Below are 19760 nucleotides of genomic sequence, written 5' to 3' on the forward strand. Positions count from 1 at the left end.
GGCCTCAAGAGGATGTAAACATGAAACCCCGAAACAAGTTTGCGGGCCTCACGGCCGTGTTACAGGTTGTCCTGCTGCTGTCGCTGACCTTACCTGTGAGGCTAGCAACGGAAGTGCGAGCGCAGGACCGCGCGCTTCCATTCCTTACCGCGGCAACGGATACGCACGCATATGTGCTGCTGCTCGACGCTCCTCCGGGAATGCAGGGGTTCAACGTTTATCGGAAGGGGCAGGACGACGCGGAGCCATCTCTGCTGACGTTGGCGCCGGTCGTGGCCGTCGCGGACCCCGCAAGGGCTCGCACCCTCCTGGGGGACGATTTCGCGTGGATTGCGCGGGCTTTGCGAGTGCAGGACGCCTTCGAAGTTCTGAGTCGTCTCCGGACGGATCCAGGTGCTTCGATGGCGATCTCTCTCGCCAGTCTGCGGGCCGCCGCAGTTGCCGGACGACTGTTCGTCGATGATACGGTGGAGCGAGGTCGAACATACGAATACCGAATCGAAATACTCGATCTCGACGGAGAGGTCTTGGCGTCAGGCTCTCGCGAGTTTGAAGTCCGAGACCGGCATCCGGAGTCTGTGCCGAGTGGTGTGACCGCCGATGCCGGTGATGGCAACATCCGAGTTGCCTGGGAATTCCCGGACTATGCCGGCGATCCAGAAGACGTTGTTGTTGGCTTTCACGTCTATCGCAGCGAGGCGGGTGGGTCATTCGAACGGTTGCAGCAAAACCCCATTCTCAGACAGGATGACTTGAGCTTCCGCGTGGACGCCAGCGTGCATAATACCCGACCCTATTCCTACTACGCCACAGCGGTCGACTTCATTGGGCGAGAAAGCGAGCCGTCTGCGATTGTCTCGGGTACACCAGAGGACCTGACCCCGCCCTCGATCCCCAGTCAGGTGGAGGTGTTTTCGGAGGCCAATGCCTTGCTGGTTACGTGGCGGTTGAATCTGGAGCTTGACGTGTCTCACTACGACGTCTACCGCAGTCTGGAACTGGAAGCAGGTTACGAGAAGATCAATAGTGAGCCGATCCCTGTTGACCAGGCGAGTTATCGCGACGACGACGTGCACAGCGGACCGGTGTACCACTATGTCGTCACAGCCGTTGATCTGGCTGGCAATGAAAGCGAGTTCTCGAATGCAACAACCGGACGACCGTTGGATACGAAGGGTCCGGGTGCACCAGACGGTCTCACTGTGATGCTGCAGGGACACGAAGTGACGCTGAGTTGGATCGCACCGACTGACGCAGATCTGGAAGGGTTCTACGTGTACCGCAAGCGGGACGAACAAGATTTCCTGCCAATCACGCAACGACCGCTTCCGAAGGATAGCATTCGTGTGGTTGACGCGGGCTACGATAACCGCGGGCTCCGACCGGGCAAGGCGTATACCTACGCCGTTGCCGCACTGGACCATGCACTCAACGAGAGCCCATACGCCGTGGTCGAGGTGGCGATTCCCGACGACGAACCACCCACACCTCCTGTGGAAAGTTATGCTCGATCAACGGCGGAAGGCCTGGTTGATTTGCAGTGGCAACCGAGCCTGGCGCTCGACGTGGTGGGTTATCGGGTGTATCGTAGTGAGAGTGAAGCGGATGTCGCAGCAGTGATCGAGGTAGACGGGTCCACGTTTGAGACGACCGATTCCACTGTCTCAAGAGGTCGAACATACGCGTACTATGTGGTGGCGGTCGACGCTGTTGGCAACGAGAGTTCTGGCACTGAACCGACCTCCGTAACGCCGCGGGATCTTTCTGCACCTCCGCCTCCCATGCGTGTCCAAGCAACGGCCGTTGCCGAAGGCGTCGCCGTGTCGTGGGAACACGTGCGGGTGCCGGACCTGGTCGGTTACATGGTGTATCGATCGGATTCGCCGTACGGTGTTGCGGAGCAACTGACGTCGTCGCCGCTGGTCGAAACACATTTCCGTGATCCGCAGGGAATGAGTGGGCAATACTACCGCGTTACATCACTCGACACGTCGGGTCATGAGAACAAGGGCGGGGAAGCGGTAGAAGCTCGCAGTGAGACCAGTTCGTTCTGAGTCCGTCGTATGAGAATTGTCGCCGTAACTCTAACGCTGCTTGCCGTCTCGGCGATCAGTGCCTCAGCGCAAAATGCTTGGTCCCTGACGACGGAAGCTGCGGCGCAATACAGCGCTGGCAATTCGGCAGAGGCTGCTTCTCTACTGAAGCGTTCTCTCCGTTTTGACTCGACACTGATCGACACCTACCTGCTGCTCGGCCAAGTATATCTGTACGCCGATTCGTTGGATCTGGCCGACTCGATTCTAAAGAGTGCCTTGCGACGCGAAAGGAGCGAGCCGAGAGTCTATCACCTTCTTGGGGCGATCGCATTTCAGCAAGGCCGCTACCGCAACAGCATCCAGCACTTCCAGCAGGTCCTGGGCCTGGAAGACAGTCCGACGGCGAGACAGTCGCTCTCGATGGCCCACCTCAACCGAGGTGTGGAGCTCTTTCAGAACGGCCGGTCGCAGTCGTCGCTTCGGCACTTCGAGTCCGCTCTGGAGGCTGACCCGTCTAATCTGCAGGCGCATCGCAATGCAGTAGTCGTACTCTTGAAACTGGGCCGACGTGAAGCGGCGGAGCGAGAAGCGACGGAAGCTCTCCGAAAGAGTCGCGGCGACAAGGAACTACTCGGCATGCTGGTGGAGTTGCGGCAGCAGCAGAAGGACTTTCCTGGCGCGCTGGTGGCCGCACAAGAGCTCTACAAGTATCACCCGAACGACATCGATGTCGGATTGCATCTCGCTTATCTGTACCGGTTCAACAATAGGGGTGACGAATCTTTCGGTGTCTATGAGTCCCTTCTGCGCCTGGCACCGCGCGAGAGGCGGATCTACGATGATCTTGCTGATCTGCATGCTGTGAGGTCTCAGTACCTCGAAGCCATCGACGTTTATGAGCGTCTGGCTGTCTTGGCGCCACAAGACGTGTCCGTCCGACAGGCCATCGCGGGTCTTTACGTCGAACTAGGGGACCACGCAGCTGCGAGGAAGGAATACCGACTTACCCTGGGTCATGGTCATTCGGATATCGAAGTCTATCACCGGATCGCCGAGACCTACCTCGAAGAGGATCGCCTCGAAGAAGCTGCTGACACTTTTCGGGAGGCCATCGACAGGTTTCCTTCGGATCGATCATTGTATGTTGCGTTGGGTAGCGTGTGCGAGGACCTTGACGCGAGTAGGTCCGTCGAGGTCTACGAACAAATGATCGAGGGCAGGCCTTCCGATCCCCACCCTCACGTCCGCCTTGGGGTCATGTACGCGGGGGAGGACTCTACTCGGATACGCTCTGAACGTCATTTGCGGACGGCCATCGAACTGGGATCGAAAGATCCCGCACCTCATCACGCTCTTGCCATTTCGGTAGCGCAACGGGGAGACACGACCAGAGCAATACTGTACGAACGCGAAGCGATAACGCGCGCGCTTCAACACGTACTTCGTTTTCGGAATCGCCTCGTTGGAGAGCTTGGCGGGGGACGCCAGATCCCTACGAGAACGCAACTAACAAACATCGAAGCTTCTGCGGACTCACTGGGTGCGTCTGAGAAGGTTCTTAGAGAGAGCCTGGATTCGTTCTTGCACCTGGGTTCCACGGATCAGCGGGAGGCCGATCTTCAAGAACTCGCCGACACCTTCCCCGATGCGACCATACTAGTAGAGTATCAAGGCCGGCTTCTCGAGCAGGGAGGCTGGATCGACGAAGCCGAGGCGACATATATGCGCCTTCTTCAGGCGGAGCCGGGTAACAACTACGCTCAGTTCGCTTTGGCCCGAATTTGGGAGAAGGCTGGCTCTACGCAGAAGGCGCTACGCGCATATCAGAGAGCACTTGTCCTCGATGACGAAAACCAAGACGTCTACTACAGACTCATCGAGTTGTGTGAACTCGATGGTCGACTGGACAAGCTCGCAGACGAATGGCTGATTCAGGCTCGGCGCACACCAGGGAATCACGTTCTCCTTAGGAACCTGGCCAGGCTACTCGAGGAGGAGGATCGCACGTCTGATCTCGAGTACGTCCGTGCACTCATCGACAACCTTGAGCAGGCAGAGTAGCGGCACGCCCGCGCGCTCCGATTGACCCCGAACACTACTTGAGGAGGACCATCTTCTTCGTTTCCAGAAATTCGTTGGTCCTCAGTTGATAGAGATACACTCCACTCGACAGTGAACCGCTACCCACGCGCGAGCTCGCGCCGAACTCCACCTGGTAGTCACCCGCCAGATGGTCGCCGCTCACAACCTCACTGACCTCGTTGCCCAACAGGTCGAAGACACGTATCGTCGCGGGTCCGTTTCGTGAAACCGAGTATCGTATCGTGGTAGTGGGGTTGAATGGATTGGGTGCGTTCTGCATAAGTCTGAAGCTTCCGGGCACCTCCGACTTCGGCTCATCCGCGCCGACGAGCGACTGCTTCCAGTTCGAGGGCATCTCCAGCCGCATCATGAATAGATCTTCCTGACCGACGTTCATGCTCCAGTTCGATGCCCAGACGACGCTCTTCCCGTCATTAGATATGGTGGCATGCGTCTCTTCGTAATACGCATCAGTGGTTCCGTACACTTTCGCCAGGTAGTATCCCGCCGGATTCTGTCGATCGAGTTTCACCAGTATGATGCTGCGGTCTAGCCAGTTCTTCTCCGGCAGGCCGGGCTCGATGTAGGTCGATATCACACAGAAACCATCCGTGTTACACGACACATGCGCGCCGGACTGGAGTCCAAACTGAGAGGCGCTGTCGTAGTAAAGACGCACCAGCTCCATGCGAGCGTAGGCCGGATCCAGGGGAATCAAATCGATATTGTCCGTGGCCGTATTCTGACCGACAACCACCTCCTTGTCATCTAGCGTCAGCGCCACATCCGAGTGCCCGATATTTCCGAGGCCGCGAAACTGCGTGAGTTCTCTGTTAGCGACGACCATGCCATCCAGGTTGCCGCCGTTTCCAGGGTCACCGCCGATGATAACCCAGTTGCCAAGCGGAGACATCCCGACCCAGTCTACGTCAACCTCGTTGGGCTGTACCTCGTACAATCCGATGATGGTGTCGAGTTCGCGGTCCCACGTAAAGATGTACCTTTCGACGTAATCGACCACGTCGTCACCCTGCAGAAACAGCGCCCAGTAGCGCTTGTCCTTTGACGATTCCCCCTCGTCTCTCGTCGTAATCCGGAAGACATTCTCCTGTGCAATGATGGGGCCGAGAACGGGATCCTGCGAGAAGTCCTTGATGACCGTCGTCTCCTGTGTTGAGACATTGACGGTTCGTATCGAGAAGTCATAGAGTCCCCATATCACACCCGGATCTTGTGGGTCCCAGCGTGGCTCCTCGAGATCGATGGTCGCAATCAAATTGCCGGAAGAATTGTACGGATACGAATTTGTGCCGTAGATGCGCCAGCGCGTGTCAGGGTCGAGGATGATCTTGCTCCCGTCGCTACTGAAGGGGTCGAAGCGAGCGTACTCGTGTCGGCTGCGGATGTTATTCCGTTCGGTAACGCAGGCGAGTTTCTGACCAAAGTGGTTGTCCGTGAATGTTTCTCCGGGCGCGGGCGCGCTGCGAGCTATCAGAAAGTGCGGCGGATTGGTTCCGTCGAGTAAATCGGGTACGGCGACAAACGGAACGTCAGCCGCAATGTCCTGTGAGAACGAGACGAAGTTGCCAAATGCAAAGGATAGCAACAAGACTATAGGCAGCGTGGTTTTCATCAAAGACCTCCTATATTCGGGTCGCAACTGCGACTTTCATTGCCATGGAGCAAGGTGACAGCGCGGCAGCAGTCCATCCTTAATAACTGGGTGGCGGAGTAGTGGTCAGCCGGCCCAGCGATCTTCGGGTGACGTAGGGGATGAACCCGTGCTGCCGCGACAGACTGTAGGCATCTGCGGACCGCGACAATGCGTACTCGCAATTGAAAACGGGCAGCCCGGCGTTCGTGTAATCCTGGAGGTGATCCAGGTAGTAGTCGACGAGGTCGGCATCGTTCACCCAGTCGTGTCCGTCAGGATCGTTCCAGTCGTCCGTCGCGTCGCCGTCGTACCAGATTCCCTCCTGCGCAATCGCATCGATTTCGGGAACCAGTGCCGGTCGGCTATCGATTAGCTCAGCCGCATTCTGCTGGATGATCAGAAAGCCGGGGACGCGTGCTCGGGCATACGTTCTCATCTCTGCAATGAACTGGATCATTTCGGTCGCAGCGTCCTTACCGTCGAGCTCCGCGCGTGCCACGACATCTACGTTCTCGAATCCCTCTACCCAATCGAGATAAATGCCGTCAAAACCGGATCTAATTGCCTCGTCTATTACGCTTGTGTAGTCACCGTGGGGTGTACTGTCCTGATTCCGACCGTAGATAATGATGTCCTTCCACGCCGCATCCCAGTATGCGACGGGGTAGTTGCCACCCCAACCATCCGGATCGCATATCAGTATGTATTCCGGCCAGTCGCCAGGAGGTTGCCCCTGACAGTCCCAGTCCGTCGACCATGTCCAGTACCAGCGCCAGTCCTCGGCTTCGCCGATATCTATGTAGGCGATGACCAGCTTTCTGTGCTCGCCGTCGCTGGCAGCCGACTGCTTTATTCGAGCGACCATGGCGGCCGTGTCAAATGATTTGTCTTCCGAAGACCAGTCCGTTCTCGTCGGTTCAAGAACGAGCATGTCGTATCTGGACGCGACGAGCGCATCAACGGCACCTGTAGCGGCGACGTCCTGAATCTGATAGCCCCAGAACTCAACATCCTGAAGAGACATCGGCGGTCTCAGGGTGCCGTCATCATCTGTCGGATTCTCACTGTCACAGGATGCCAGGAGAATCAGAGCGATCAACACAACTGGCACGGACGCGGGTGTAGCTTTCATCGATTCGTCTCCGGGAGGTATAGACGGCTCGTGAAATGGACGGCGAACGTCACGGCCCGTCGGTTCCGACGGGACCAGGTGACAGGATCCCACTGACGAGAACTGACGCCACGGAGTAACTCTGTCAGCCCACCGACACTTTCCGGACAGTTAGTGTCTCGGTTGTAGACATTCAAGCGGGATAAGCCGCGTAGAGGTGACGGGTGTTCTCCCGCGCGGCCAACGCCGGGCTAACTCGCAGAAGCACAGGTCCGCAGCCCGAAGACCCCGTCGGTCGCCAATGTCGCCACGGTCGCGGATGTGCCGGATTCAACATGAGCAGCGCGATAGAGGATCGCCTGCGAAAGTCCGGTCCCGGAATGATGAATCGACAGGGTTACCCCGCCCAGAAGTACCTACATTATCCCACACGGTCGTTGACACAACTGCGCGTTAGGAGCGTACCTGTGATCGACAATCACATTCCCGGTCGGGTGCGTATACAAATGACCTGTCGATCGATTTTGCCTCGCCTCGCTTTCGCGGGAATCCTCCTGTCGGCCATTCCGGTTGTCGCACAGCCCAGCGCCCGCGAGATCATGAAGCGCGCCGATGAGCTCACACGCGGTGAAACGGCGCAGGGCACGTATACCATGACGGTCGTTCGGCCGGACTGGGAACGGACCATGGTGTTTGCCTACTGGTCGGAGGGCACCGAGAAGTCTTTCATTCGCGTCGAGGAGCCGGTCAAGGACCGCGGCGTCTCTTTTCTCAAGGTGGGCCGGGAGATGTGGCAGTACGTCCCACGCATCAACCGTGTCATCAAAATCCCGCCGTCCATGATGCTGCAGTCATGGATGGGTTCGGACTTCACGAACGACGACCTGGTCAAGGAATCGAGCGTGGTCGACGACTACGAGCACACGCTGCTTGCTCAGGAAGAGCTCGACGGATTCGATACGTACAAGATCGAGCTCGTCCCGAAGCCTGAGACCGCCGTAGCGTGGGACAAGTTGATTGAGTGGATTCGCGTCGATGACTACGTCCCGCTCCGGGCGGAGTATTACAGCGAACGCGGCGAGCTCGTTCGCACCATGCTGTTCGGCGATATCAAGCAGATGAGCGACCGGGTCATTCCAGCCCGCTATGAGTTGATAGAGGAAAAGAAGGAGGGGCGCCGCACGATTCTTCAACTCGACGATGTAGTCTTCGACGAGACGATTCCAGGATCGGTCTTCACCCAGAGAAACCTCCGCAGATCGAGGTAGCCCCCGCACATGCTTAAGCTCCTCAAACTGGCCTGGCGCGACATCTGGCGGAACCGCCGGCGAAGCCTGATCACGATGGCGGCCATCGTGTTTTCCCTGTTCCTGATCACGGGCTTCCATTCGTTACAGAACGGTACATACGACGCCATGGAGGAGGTGGCCGTGCGCATCTTTACCGGCGACGTCCAGATTCATCGCGAGGGCTACTACGACGAGCGGACTTTCTCCTACGCGATGGAAGGGGATGAGTACGACTGGGATTCGCTGGCCGACGAATACGAGGAGATCGAGTTCGCCGCGCGGAGAATCACCGGATTCGGTTTGCTGAGTTCGGACTCCTCCAGTGTCGGTGGCATCATCGTCGGGATCGATCCGGCCCGCGAGTATGGCATCAGCACGTTTGCCTCGGCTCCGGTTGAGGGAGAACGACTTCAGCCCGGCGACGATCACGAGGTCATGCTCGGCCGAACACTGGCGAACAATCTCGCGCTTGGGGTGGGAGACACGGTCGTCGTCCTGACGCAGGGCTTCCGCAATGCGATGGGTGCAGATCTCTACGTCATCAAGGGGCTGCTGCGATCCGGAAATCCGGAAGTCGACCGATCAATGATGATCATGACGGTAGAGGATGCGGACTTTCTGTTTTCGATGGAAGGGCGGTTCACGGAACTTGTCATCAAGACGGCCGACTTTCGTGACTCCGATCGACTGGCGCGGCAGCTCGAGGATCGGTTCGACAGCGACCGGTTCGAGGTGATGGGCTGGAAGTCTTTGCTGCCCGAGCTCCAGCAGGCGAGGGCGATGGACGACATCGGCAACTATGTGTTCTATGCCTTCCTGTTGATTATGGTTGGCTTCGAGATCTTCAACACGACCATGATGAGTGTCATGGAGCGGGTCAGGGAATTCGGTGTGATCATGTCGATCGGAATGAAGCCGTGGCAGATTACGCTGCTCATTGCGATGGAGTTGATCCTCAAGACGCTGCTCTCGGTTGCTGTTGGCTTCGGGATCGCGTTCATCGTGGTCTCCTATATGCATGCGAATCCGATTCCCTTACCGGAGGACTGGTCGGCGATGTACGAAGATTTCGGATTCTCCGTGCCCGCGATTTCGTTCTCGGCGCGGCCGCACATCTTCTACGAGCCGCTGATGTGGATCGGCGTGATAGCCGTTATTGCACTGATATATCCCATACTCCGGATGCGTCGCTTCTCGCCTGTGGAAGCGCTCCGAACAATGAAATAGACTACGAGCCGATGGGTATGCTGGCGAGAATCGCGTGGCGAAACATCTGGAGGAACAAGCGCCGTTCGTGGGTGCTCATCTCGGCGATCTCGATCGGCGTCTTCTGCTTCGTTGGATCCATGACGTTCGCCGATGGCTTCTCCATCCAGCTGGTCAACACATCGATCGAACTGGACGGCGGTCACATCCAACTCTCGTCGTCGGGCTACTCGGACAACCCGACGATCCGATCCAGGATTCGGAATCTCGGGTACGTCGAGGACGCTCTCGATCAGACTCTGCTCGCTCGCTATTCGCCACAGGTCGTTACGTCCGGTATGGTTAACTCGGCCGAGCAGGCGTCGGGTGTGAGGCTGGTGGGAGTCGATCCGCTGCGCGAACGGGGCGTGTCGAGCATTCCGGAACGGATCGTAGAGGGTGAATACCTGTCGTCCGGAGTCGTGGACGGCGAGGTCGTGATCGGAGTCTCGTTGGCGGATCGCCTGAACGTGACGGTCGGGGAGAAGATTGTGGTGATGGTCAGCGACCTGGAGAATGAGGTCAGTGCCGGCGCGTATCGTGTGCGCGGCCTGTTCACGACGAACAGCGCCGAGTACGACCGGATGATGGTGTTCGTTCATCTCGACGAGGCCCGGCGATTGCTGGGGTACTCAACCGAGGAAGCGTCGACCATTTCCGTTCATCTCGATCCAGAAGTTGACCTCAAGACGTCCGCGGCGGCATTGCGCGGCCGACTGACGGATGTACCGGTAGACGTCCTGACGTGGGAAGACCGGATGCCCATGCTTGTGCTTATGAGGCAGACCTACGACGTGTTCAGTGTCGCACTCGTTTTGATCCTGTTTTCGGCGATCTCGTTTTCGATCATCAACTCGTTTCTCATGGTCATCTTCGAACGGATTCGGGAGATCGGAATCATGTCCGCCAACGGATTACGGCCGATGCAGATATTCAGCATGTTGTATCTGGAGGCGGCATTCATCGTCATTCTCGGTCTTCTGGTTGGCGGCATTGTAGCCGCGGGACTCGTCGCGTGGTGGGCCGAGACCGGACTCGATCTGTCGGCGTTTGCGGAAGGGATGAGATCGTTCAACCTCGGTACGGTCATCTACCCGTACGTTGACTGGCGCCACATCTGGACGGGCGTCATCACCATCTTCATCGTCGTCTTTCTCAGCGTTCTCTATCCGGCATTCAAGGCCAGCCGATTCAGGGCCGTGGAGGCAATCAACTATGTCTGAACTCGTACATGGAAACGGATCGACGAGCGGGACGGGATTGAATACCGAGCTTGTCCGCGCAAGCAAGATCGTCAAGATCTACGAAGACAAGGACACCGTTCCGGTACGTGCCCTCGACGGCGTCGACCTGACGATCAAGAAGGGCGAGTTCATGGCCATCGCCGGACCCTCGGGATCCGGGAAGACGACGCTGTTGAATATCGTGGGCGGCCTCGACAAGCCGACCAGCGGACAGGTAATTGTCGATGGTCAGGATCTGTCGGTGTTGAGCAGGACGCAGCTTGCCGAGTTTCGACTTCAGCATCTGGGCTTCGTATTTCAGGCATACAATCTGATTCCCGTCTTGAGTGCAGAGGAGAATGCGGAGTTCAGTTTGCTCCTGCAGGGCGTCCCGGCGGCGGAGCGACGCAAGCGTGTCCGCGAGGAGTTCGCGGATCTCGGGATCGGTGATGAGCTGATGCGCCGGCGGCCGAGCGAACTGAGCGGCGGCCAGCAGCAGCGGGTCGCGGTCGCCCGGGCGTTGCTCTCGCGGCCGCGGCTTATTCTCGCAGACGAACCGACGGCGAACCTGGACTCCAAGACCGGGGCTCGATTGCTCGACAAGATGCGCGACCTGAACGCGCGCACCGGCATCACTTTCCTTTTCTCCACCCACGATCCACTGGTGATGGAGAGGGCCCGCCGGCTGGTCAGGCTGCGAGACGGACAGATTGTCGACGATGAAAGACGGAGCTGATATCGCCCGGTGGAGAAGCACAGTGCTCCGACTGTTGAGCGCATGCGCGTGTCTCGCCGTCGTTCACCAGTCCGCAACGGGCCAGGTGTCGATCGAGTCGCGCGGCTACCTCAAGAATCTGGCTATCGGCACGTCATCTGTGTTGTCGGGTGAGTCGCAGTTTCTGGACATCACGCGGTTCCGATGGCAGCAGATGCTCGACGTCGGGTCGAACCTGCATGCCGAGGTCTGGCTGGACACGGAGATGCTGGCCGGTAATTTTCTGGAGTCGGAGGAGTACACCATCTCCCGTCTCACTGAACGGCGCACGTGGCTGGACCTGGACTGGCGTGTCGCATCGGGCTCCCGGTTCACGCTGGACCAGCGCCTGTTCCGAGCCTTTGCAACGTATTACGCCGGGAAGGCGCAAATCACGGTGGGCCGGCAGCGGATTGCCTGGGGTACGGGCTTCGCGTGGAACCCGACGGATCTCTTCAACCCGTTCAACCCCGCCGCCATTGAACTCGACGAGAAGTCGGGCATTGACGCCGTTCATCTCTCTCTGGCAACAGGAGATTTCTCGCATCTCGAGGCCGGCTACGCACCCGCCTCGGATCCGGCCGCGTCCAGTGCTGCCGCCAGACTCGTGTCGCACAAAGGCGAGTACGACTTCTCCGTCATGGGCGGGTACTTCCGCGACGACTGGGTAGTCGGCGGTGATTTCGCGGGTTATGTCGGCGACGCGGGCCTCAAGGGAGAGGCCGCACTGACGTTTCCACAGGACGGAAAGGCGTATGTCCGACTGACCGTGACGGTGGATCGAAGCTTTAGAGGCGACTATTACGCCTTCGTAGAATACTACCTCAATGGACAGGGGACGACCGACAAGAACAAGTACGACTTCAGGCAGTTGCTGACCGGCAGCGTATTCAACGTCGCACGTGACTACGCGGCCGTATCGGTGTCGAAGGCCGTAACGCCGCTGTTCGCGGCCAGCGTCTATGCGTTGGTCAACATCGATGACCAGAGCGCTCTGATCGGGCCGTCCATGACGTACTCGCTACGTGAGAACATGGAGCTGGGCGGGGCGGTGTATCTGTTTGCCGGCAAGGGCGACACGGAGTTCGGCCAGCAGAAGAATGCGTACTTCGGATACCTGCAGTTCTACTTTTGAGATCCGTCGCCCGACGCGTCGGGATCCACATCACACCGACACCCATGAATGACATCGCGCTCTCCTCGACACTCACATGTCCTTCGTGTGGTCACCAGTCGACGGAAACCATGCCGGAGAACGCCTGCGTTCACTTCTGGGAGTGTCCGGCCTGCGCGGTTATTCTGAAGCCGCTCGACGGGGATTGCTGCGTCTTCTGCTCGTATGGCGATGTGGGTTGTCCGCCGGTCCAGCGGTCGTCGTGATTCTCAGACGAAGAGAGGCAGCACGAAAGGTTGACTTCAGCGCCGCCAATCTAGTCGTCGGCAGCTCCCGCTTCGATCCAGTCCCGTATCGCCTGTATCTGGGCGGCCGACAGAGGGTCACGACCGCGCGGCATCTGAAGGCCGACGATTCCCGGTGTGCCTTCTATCTTCCGGACCAGATAGCTATCGTCCGGATTGCCGGCTTCCACACGAAGGAGCGACGGCACCTCGCCGCTCGCCACGCCCACCAGATTCGAGTACGAGTTTCCGGTGCTGAGATCCAGCTGTGCCGCGGCACCGCCGCCAAGATGACATCCAGAGACGGCGCAGCTCACGTTGAATGTGCTCTGCTGAATGCTTGTGAGGGTGGGCGCGGTCGGTTCAATCTCAAGCGGTCCCGCGTGCTCGCACCCGACGGCGATCAGAGCAAGGCCAATCAGAGTGAAGGCGAACGACGAAGAGCGAAATAGATGATCCATGATGGCGTCAGAATTTGATAACTCGGAAGATGTTGAAGCCGAGGCGCATGTCACCGTCGCGAATATCCAGGTCGCCTCCGCGGAGATACTGATCTCCCGTCAATCCGACCGAATTGCTGACGACGATCTGGAACACGTGACCGCCCGTAGCGATCTGCAAGCCGGCTCCCCAGGAATCAAAACGGATGTCGTTTCCAAAGGTCGTGGTGCGCGTGTAGCCGCTGACGATTGGCGCCCACTCTGCCACCAGCGAGAGATTCTGGTGGAAGTTCCACTGCGTCGCGAGCCCCACGGTGATCAGCGCATCCTCACCTTCGACCGACTCGACCGGATTCAACACGACTCCCGGAATGATTCCGAGCCCGAGCCCGTCCGTGATTTCCATGGTCGCCGGCACTTGCAGGGTGAGCTTGAAGGCATCCGCGCTCGTTCTGTCGGCGACCGTCGGCTCTTCCGTGACCCAGTTCGCGGCCCCCTGCACGGCGAGTCCAAGCGGCCATCCACCGACGCCCTGTTGCCCGAATCGATAGCGAGACCACAGCTCGACATTGTCCGCGGCATTGCTGCGGGCGAGCGACACAAGGAAGTCGTCGGTAATGGCGTAACCCATGCTGAGATAAATAATGCCCGATCCATCCAGACCATAGAACGCATCATATCCGGAGCTCAGTTTCGGATTGAACCGGTGTGAAATCAGGAAAAGCCAGCGACCCTGATCCACGGTTCGTGTCGTCGGAAGATTGATCGCCTTCCACCCATCGAAAGGGTAGGCGGGGTCGTCGGACGTATCCAATGTGGACGCCTGCCCGCTCTTCAGGCCGCGAATCCAGTCTTCAAGCAGTTTGACCTCTTCCTCGGTTAACCGATTGCCCGCCATAGGCATGGGGAGGCCGATAATGCCCGGGTCACCTTTGACCTTCATCATCAGATAGCTGGTCTCGGGGCTTCCAGGATCGACGCGCTTCAGGTCCGGGCGCTCGACGCTGGGCTGGTCCACAAGCGACTCGTAGTAGCGGCTGCTGGTCAGGTACATATCCTGCTGAGCCACAGGGCCGGCGTGGCAGCCGGTGAGCGAGCAGCTTCGTTCGAAGATAGCTGCCACTCGCTGCTCGAGATTGTCAGGCGTAATCTGTTGGGCGAGAGCGACGAGGGGCAGCAGGGCCGCCATCGCGGCGAAAATCACCAGGACAGGCGCGACCGCGATGCGGACTGGACCGGATCTGATGGCCCCGTAGGCTTCAATTCTTGGCATCTGGATGTCGAAAAGAGTGATGTAGATAGCGGGGCGCATCGGGCTCAAGATCGGCTGCATCCAGACGAAATGCTGTGATGCAGGTCACGTTTGACGGCAGGGTAACTGGATTTGCCCCTGTTTCGATTGATGGCATCGGACGCGGACGGTCTTTCGGTCAGTCAAACCGGGTCAGAGAAGCACCACGCGACGCGTGAACAACTCCTCCAGCTCCGGCGGCAATCCGAGGATGTCGTCGGCAAATCCGTCGAGTTCATCGAGCGTCTTGTTTGACAGGAGATCCGCGATCTCGTCCATCACCGGGCCACCGATGGTGAAGGGGGCGTATGAGTAGAGCATGTTGGGCCCCTGACATTCGCAATAGACCTGGTACTCCTTCAATTCCTGGACTGGTGCGCCGCTGATCATGCAGGTGGAAATCCAGGGATCGAGCTCCGGGTTGGATCGGGCGGAATCCATCAATCGTAATCTCCGCTCCGCGACGGCCACGTGCGAGGCAAAGTAATCCTGCATGCGTTGCAGCGACTCTTCCGACAACTCCTCGAGGAGCGCGTCGCGACAATTGACGCAGAGGGCATACTCGAAGATCGTTTCGCGCGCGTCGAATCCCTCGTACGAGCGAAACGCCTTTTCGATGACGTACTGCGTCGTGTCGTCGAGAAGGAATCTGTCGCACGCCACACATCGCTCGAATGCTCGCCCGGTTTCAGTCGATTGGAAAATGGGAGGCACCGGCTCCAAGTGATCGGCGTATGGTTGCGACTCCGGGTCCATGCTGGTTTGATCCCAATATGAATTCGTGTTCTCGATAGTCTACCACCTGGTAGGGAAAACGGTCCCGCCGGGCGGCGATACTGGCGCTCGATTTGGTGACCGCACCACTCGTCATTGCGAGCAACGCGAAGCAATCTAATGCGATCCGCAAGGCCGCCAGGGACCCGAAGGTCTCGCGCCGGCAATCAACCTGTAGCGAAGAGCGCCTCTGCTGCCGCTGCGGGTCCGGCACCGAAGGCAATCAGCCCCTCTTTGTGTCCACCCATCACGATGATATTGCTACGGCCACGCATCGACGACACCAGGCGTTCGATCTCCCGCGCCATCGCCGTCGTCCCTGCCGCAGCAGCCCGGTTGGTCGTCGGTACGATATCAACAAGTCGGTCCCAGAGCATCTTGCTGTGAACATGAATGACCGCTCCGACCCGTCCGTCGGCACGGTACACCGCCGCATGCGTCAGAGCTTCGGACGAGGCCGAGATTGGACCCACGGCGACTATCCGGTTGGCGTCAATGCAGCTATCCACGACTTTCGTGTAATGACGCGCCGAAAGGGTGCGCAGCGCGCCTGTCTGCGTTCCGGAAATGACAAAGCGCGACGTTCCTCGAATACGGACGCTGACGTTTCCGAAACCTGTGCCGTTCAAGTCCACTCCGATGATTCCTTCATCGACGCACTGGGTGCGCCAGTAGTTCAGTTCGGATATCAACGTCGCCTCGGGTGGCGGGCCCTTCACCGAGCGGTTGTCGAACTGGATGTATCCCGTTTCATCCATTCGTATTGGCCTCGGGAAAAAGCGACAGCATCGCCTCCGGATCCGCCTCGCAGACTCCACGCTCTGTGATAAGGCCCGTCACCAGACGCGCCGGAGTCACGTCGAATGCGTAGTTGGCTGCCGGGCTGTCGGGTGGCGTCACAAGGACTTCGGTGGCCCGTCCATCGGCCCATCCCTGCACGTATCGTACCTCGTCTCTGTCTCGCTGTTCGATGGGTGCCGCCCGGCCATCGGACATCGACCAATCGATGCTCGAGGATGGCAAGGCGACATAAAATGGCACGTCATTGTCGTATGCGGCGAGCGCCTTCTGATACGTCCCGATCTTGTTGATGACGTCGCCCCTTCGCGTGGTGCGATCCGATCCGACCAACACGAGATCCACGAGCTCCTGCTGCATGAGGTGGCCGCCCGCGTTGTCGACGATGACCGTATGGGGGATCCCGTGCTGCCCCAGCTCCCAGGCGGTGAGCCGCGCTCCCTGGTTTCTGGGGCGAGTCTCGTCAACCCATACGTGCACGGGTATTCCGCGGTCGTGCGCCAGGTAGATGGGCGCCGTCGCAGTCCCGTAGTCGACGCACGCGAGCCAGCCGGCGTTGCAGTGGGTCAGGATGTTGACGGGGCGATCGAGGCCCCTTGCGAGCTCTTCGACAACAGCAAGCCCGTACTCGCCGATCCGCCGACACCGGTCAACTTCTTCTTCCACAATGCGATCTGACTCCTTGTCCGCGGCACTTTTCTTTTCGACCGGCGACTCCGCCTTGAGCACGGCGGCCAGCACGCGTTCAACAGCCCAGGCCAGATTGATGGCGGTTGGCCGGGACTCGAGTAGTCGCGCCGCAGCGGCCCTGGCGGCATCATCCGCCGAGGCGCCATTCTTCGCATCTGCAACAGCAAAGGCCACGCCGTATCCGGCGGCGGCACCGATCAGTGGCGCACCGCGCACGTGCATCTCGCGAATCGCCGTAAACACGCCCTCCGTGGTCGCCAGATCCTCCACGATGAAACGGTGTGGCAGGTGTCGCTGGTCGATGATCTGCAGCACACGGTGGTCATCACTCCACCAAATCGACCTGCGCGGTGTCCCGTCAACAATCATGGTGCGTTCGTCTGGCTATCTTCAGGCTCTGGCGACAACGTTGAAGGCGCGGAGACAGAGTATACCGATTCAGCATGTAAGTGAGATACCGGAGCAGGGTCGATGACAAAGGCATTCATCCGATTCGCTCGCGGCCTGTTGCGCATGCCGCTCTATGTGCATGTCTGGCTGATACTTTTGAGCGGAGTGAACGTCGCAGGTGCCATCCTCTGGCCGGGTGCGCAGGAAGGCCTCGTCACGCTCGCCGTCTTTACGCTCAACATACTCCTCATGGGCACCATCACGTCGCGTGCGGGCTTCTCGCGACTCCTTGGACTCGGTCATTTTCTGTGGATTCCGCTTGCGGCGTACCTTGTCGTTCGACTGCAGGTCCTTCCAGCCGGCTCGTACGCGTACTGGATACGAATTCTTCTTATTATGAACGGGATCTCCCTGATCATCGACGCGACCGACGTGGTTCGTTGGTCGCTCGGCGACCGTCGCGAAATCGTAGAGGATTTGTGATAACGAAATACGGCGCTGCCATGCCCACCCGCGGATCATCGGGCATCCCGTCGAGTGAACGCAGTGACCGCCCACGGGTCGGTGTCTTTCTCGTCCTTGCGATCGCACTGCTCGCCTCAAGCGGTTGCGACTCGGATATCGCCCCTCCTATCGACGTGTCCGTCGGCTCAATTCGAGGCGTCATCGAATACACGGGCCAATGGCCCGCGGGTGATGCGATCGTAGACATGCGGTTCGTGGCCATGCGATTCGTGCCCATCGACACGGCCGACTTCCTGCAGCTGAACAAACTGGAGTTCAGTGAACGTCTCGAGTATGGCGTCGAAAACCAGACCGTCGTCCTGAAGGACGTACCTGCCGGTATATATCCCTTCGCCGTCGTTGCGAGACAGAAGACGTCCGACCCCTTCTCGTGGGAGGCACTGGGAATCTACGAGGAGAACTCGCGCATATTCACTGTCGCTCGCGACGACACAGTAGACGTAGCGATAGCCGTGGACTTTGACAATCTGCCGGACTTCCCGTGAAACACCTCATGGCGCAACGGATATTGGGAGGCCTGTTTCTGGCCTGCATTATGGGTCTGATGACGACAAGCGTAAGCGCGCAACGTGTTGAAGTGCAGGGTCTTGTGCGCGACGACTCCGGACTTGCACTGCCCGGCGTCAACATCTACGTCGACGAAGGAAGGGTCGGAACGACCACGGGCGTGGACGGCACGTACGTTCTCACGCTGCCGCAGGCGGGCGACTACACGGTGCGGGCATCTGCCGTCGGGTATCGTCGACAGAGTGTCGACATAACCGCCGGGGTCGGGCAGACGGTCATTCTCGATTTCGTCCTTCCGGAAGTTGTGATCCAGTCAGGGGAAGTGGTGGTCACGGCATCCCGTCGAGCGCAGCTGGCGAGCATGGTTCCGGCAAGCATCGCCGTCGTCTCCTCGCGAGAGCTTGACGCGCGAAACGCCGTTTCTATGGACGAAGCGCTGCGCTATGTGTCCGGCCTTCAGATGCAGGACAACCAGGTCAACCTGCGCGGATCGAGCGGCTTCGCCTACAACACGGGAAGCCGCGTACTGCTGCTGCTTGACGGCTCCCAGCTTCTCTCTCCCGATACCGACGGCGTACCGCTCGACATCATGCCGATGACCCAGGTCGAGCAGATCGAGGTGCTCAAAGGGCCGGGTTCGGCTCTGTACGGCAGTGGTGCGCTGGGCGGAGTCATTAACGTCATCACAAAGGACTATCCGGCACGCCCCACGACGCGACTGCAAGCCTATGGCGGCGCCTATGAGAATGTCTGGCGCGGTGCATGGAAAGCCAATTGGCCGGATGGGGGAGAAGACCTCCGCTGGTTTACCGGCGCCCGCGTCGATCACGCGCGTAAGCTCGGGCCGTCCCTCGGTGGCTGGGTGAGTCTATCGTACCGGAAAGACACCGGCTACTTGAACTTCCAACAGACCTGGCTTTATCAGGGATATGCGAAGCTGGGATGGACAGCTAGCCCGAAGCTGCAGATGGACTTGCTGCTCGGTGGCCTCTACCGCAAGCACGACAGTTTTCTTTTCTGGAACGGTCTTTCCGATGTGCTGAACCCGGGGGCGCTCGCACTCAGGTCGACGTCGCCGTCCGGATCGAGCGACAACTTTTCGAACCAGTTCAGCTTCCTCCCGACCATCAAGTTCATTCCGGATCCGCACTCTCTTATCACCAGCCGGATGCGTCTTTTTGGCGTCGTGATTCGGCCCATCGACGATCTCACGGGTGAGACCCGTCCCGTCAGCAGCGGAACTCTGGGCGTCAGATACGGTGCGGAGGTCGAGTACACCCGCCTCATGGGATCGGCCGGCACGCTGACCGCCGGTACGAGCTTCGACGCCAATACGACGAAGTCATCGTTCTACGTAACGTCGGACGGAGATCGGTTGGGGAATCAGCCGGAAGTCGCCGTGTTCGGTCAGTGGGAAGGTCAGGCCACCAAGGAGATAGCACTCGTCGCCGGCGCACGATTCGACTTTTACCGCGTCGACGCGGTTCAGTCCGTAACCCGACTCAGCCCGAAGGTTGCTGCGTCGTATACCATGGGAGATGCCATGGTACTCC

At 59.1% G+C, this 19760-nt stretch carries 18 protein-coding genes; 11 read left to right on the top strand and 7 right to left on the bottom strand.

What is annotated here, in order from left to right; all coding sequences use genetic code 11:
• Positions 1-20 precede the first annotated feature (20 nt).
• Both HKN37_00250 and HKN37_00255 read left to right on the top strand, forming a co-directional pair.
• Entirely contained in the window at positions 21-2054 is a 2034-nt protein-coding gene (locus tag HKN37_00250; GenBank protein NNE45068.1) for a hypothetical protein, read from the top strand.
• Positions 2055-2063: 9 nt separating this feature from the next.
• Positions 2064-4097, top strand: a complete 2034-nt coding sequence (locus HKN37_00255) for a tetratricopeptide repeat protein (GenBank protein ID NNE45069.1) — start codon at positions 2064-2066, stop codon at positions 4095-4097.
• A 34-nt stretch (positions 4098-4131) separates the two neighbouring features.
• Here the strand turns inward: HKN37_00255 and HKN37_00260 are convergent, their stop codons facing one another.
• Positions 4132-5751 (bottom strand): T9SS type A sorting domain-containing protein, encoded by a 1620-nt coding sequence (locus HKN37_00260; GenBank protein ID NNE45070.1) that lies wholly within the window; start codon positions 5749-5751, stop codon positions 4132-4134.
• Positions 5752-5830: 79 nt separating this feature from the next.
• Positions 5831-6904: a glycoside hydrolase, end-alpha-1,4-polygalactosaminidase gene (locus tag HKN37_00265; protein NNE45071.1), complete on the bottom strand. Its 1074-nt coding sequence runs from the start codon at positions 6902-6904 to the stop codon at positions 5831-5833.
• Between the two features lie 485 nt (positions 6905-7389).
• On the opposite strand from HKN37_00265, the gene HKN37_00270 reads away from it, so the two are divergent.
• From HKN37_00270 to HKN37_00295, 6 genes are read left to right on the top strand one after another with little or no spacing between them, the layout of a single operon-like run.
• Positions 7390-8151 (top strand): outer membrane lipoprotein-sorting protein, encoded by a 762-nt coding sequence (locus HKN37_00270; protein ID NNE45072.1) that lies wholly within the window; start codon positions 7390-7392, stop codon positions 8149-8151.
• 9 nt (positions 8152-8160) lie between these two features.
• The gene (locus HKN37_00275) at positions 8161-9399 is read left to right on the top strand and encodes an ABC transporter permease (GenBank protein NNE45073.1); all 1239 of its coding nucleotides are present in this window, start codon (positions 8161-8163) and stop codon (positions 9397-9399) included.
• Between the two features lie 11 nt (positions 9400-9410).
• On the top strand, positions 9411-10640 hold the full coding sequence (locus HKN37_00280) for an ABC transporter permease (GenBank protein NNE45074.1): 1230 nt from the start codon (positions 9411-9413) through the stop codon (positions 10638-10640).
• Complete coding sequence (locus tag HKN37_00285; GenBank protein ID NNE45075.1) at positions 10633-11376, top strand: ABC transporter ATP-binding protein; 744 nt, start codon at positions 10633-10635, stop codon at positions 11374-11376. The genes HKN37_00280 and HKN37_00285 overlap by 8 nt, the downstream gene beginning before the upstream one ends.
• Positions 11360-12529: a hypothetical protein gene (locus HKN37_00290; GenBank protein NNE45076.1), complete on the top strand. Its 1170-nt coding sequence runs from the start codon at positions 11360-11362 to the stop codon at positions 12527-12529. Before HKN37_00285 ends, HKN37_00290 begins: the two co-directional genes overlap by 17 nt.
• Before the next feature lie 44 nt (positions 12530-12573).
• Entirely contained in the window at positions 12574-12774 is a 201-nt protein-coding gene (locus HKN37_00295) for a hypothetical protein (protein NNE45077.1), read from the top strand.
• 50 nt (positions 12775-12824) lie between these two features.
• Here HKN37_00295 and HKN37_00300 read toward each other — a convergent pair whose 3' ends face one another.
• The 5 genes from HKN37_00300 to mtnA all read right to left on the bottom strand — a co-directional run bounded on the left by HKN37_00300 (position 12825) and on the right by mtnA (position 17154).
• The gene (locus HKN37_00300) at positions 12825-13253 is read right to left on the bottom strand and encodes a hypothetical protein (protein ID NNE45078.1); all 429 of its coding nucleotides are present in this window, start codon (positions 13251-13253) and stop codon (positions 12825-12827) included.
• Positions 13254-13260: 7 nt separating this feature from the next.
• Positions 13261-14544: a hypothetical protein gene (locus HKN37_00305; GenBank protein ID NNE45079.1), complete on the bottom strand. Its 1284-nt coding sequence runs from the start codon at positions 14542-14544 to the stop codon at positions 13261-13263.
• A gap of 132 nt (positions 14545-14676) precedes the next feature.
• Positions 14677-15186 (bottom strand): hypothetical protein, encoded by a 510-nt coding sequence (locus HKN37_00310; protein ID NNE45080.1) that lies wholly within the window; start codon positions 15184-15186, stop codon positions 14677-14679.
• Between the two features lie 278 nt (positions 15187-15464).
• Positions 15465-16055, bottom strand: a complete 591-nt coding sequence (locus HKN37_00315) for a class II aldolase/adducin family protein (GenBank protein ID NNE45081.1) — start codon at positions 16053-16055, stop codon at positions 15465-15467.
• Positions 16048-17154 carry an S-methyl-5-thioribose-1-phosphate isomerase gene (gene mtnA, locus HKN37_00320; GenBank protein ID NNE45082.1) on the bottom strand — a complete coding sequence of 369 codons (1107 nt, stop codon included), beginning with the start codon at positions 17152-17154 and terminating at the stop codon, positions 16048-16050. The genes HKN37_00315 and mtnA overlap by 8 nt, the downstream gene beginning before the upstream one ends.
• A 102-nt stretch (positions 17155-17256) precedes the next feature.
• Between mtnA and HKN37_00325 the strand changes: the two genes are divergently transcribed.
• From HKN37_00325 to HKN37_00335, 3 genes are all read left to right on the top strand, one after another.
• A complete protein-coding gene (locus tag HKN37_00325) occupies positions 17257-17658 on the top strand; it encodes a hypothetical protein (protein ID NNE45083.1) in 402 nt (133 codons plus the stop codon).
• Complete coding sequence (locus tag HKN37_00330) at positions 17655-18185, top strand: hypothetical protein (protein NNE45084.1); 531 nt, start codon at positions 17655-17657, stop codon at positions 18183-18185. Before HKN37_00325 ends, HKN37_00330 begins: the two co-directional genes overlap by 4 nt.
• A gap of 8 nt (positions 18186-18193) precedes the next feature.
• Positions 18194-19760 (top strand): TonB-dependent receptor (locus HKN37_00335; protein ID NNE45085.1); only part of this gene is annotated, 1567 nt, incomplete at its 3' end.

This window comes from Rhodothermales bacterium (assembly GCA_013002345.1).
In the GTDB taxonomy this organism is placed as follows: domain Bacteria; phylum Bacteroidota; class Rhodothermia; order Rhodothermales; family JABDKH01; genus JABDKH01.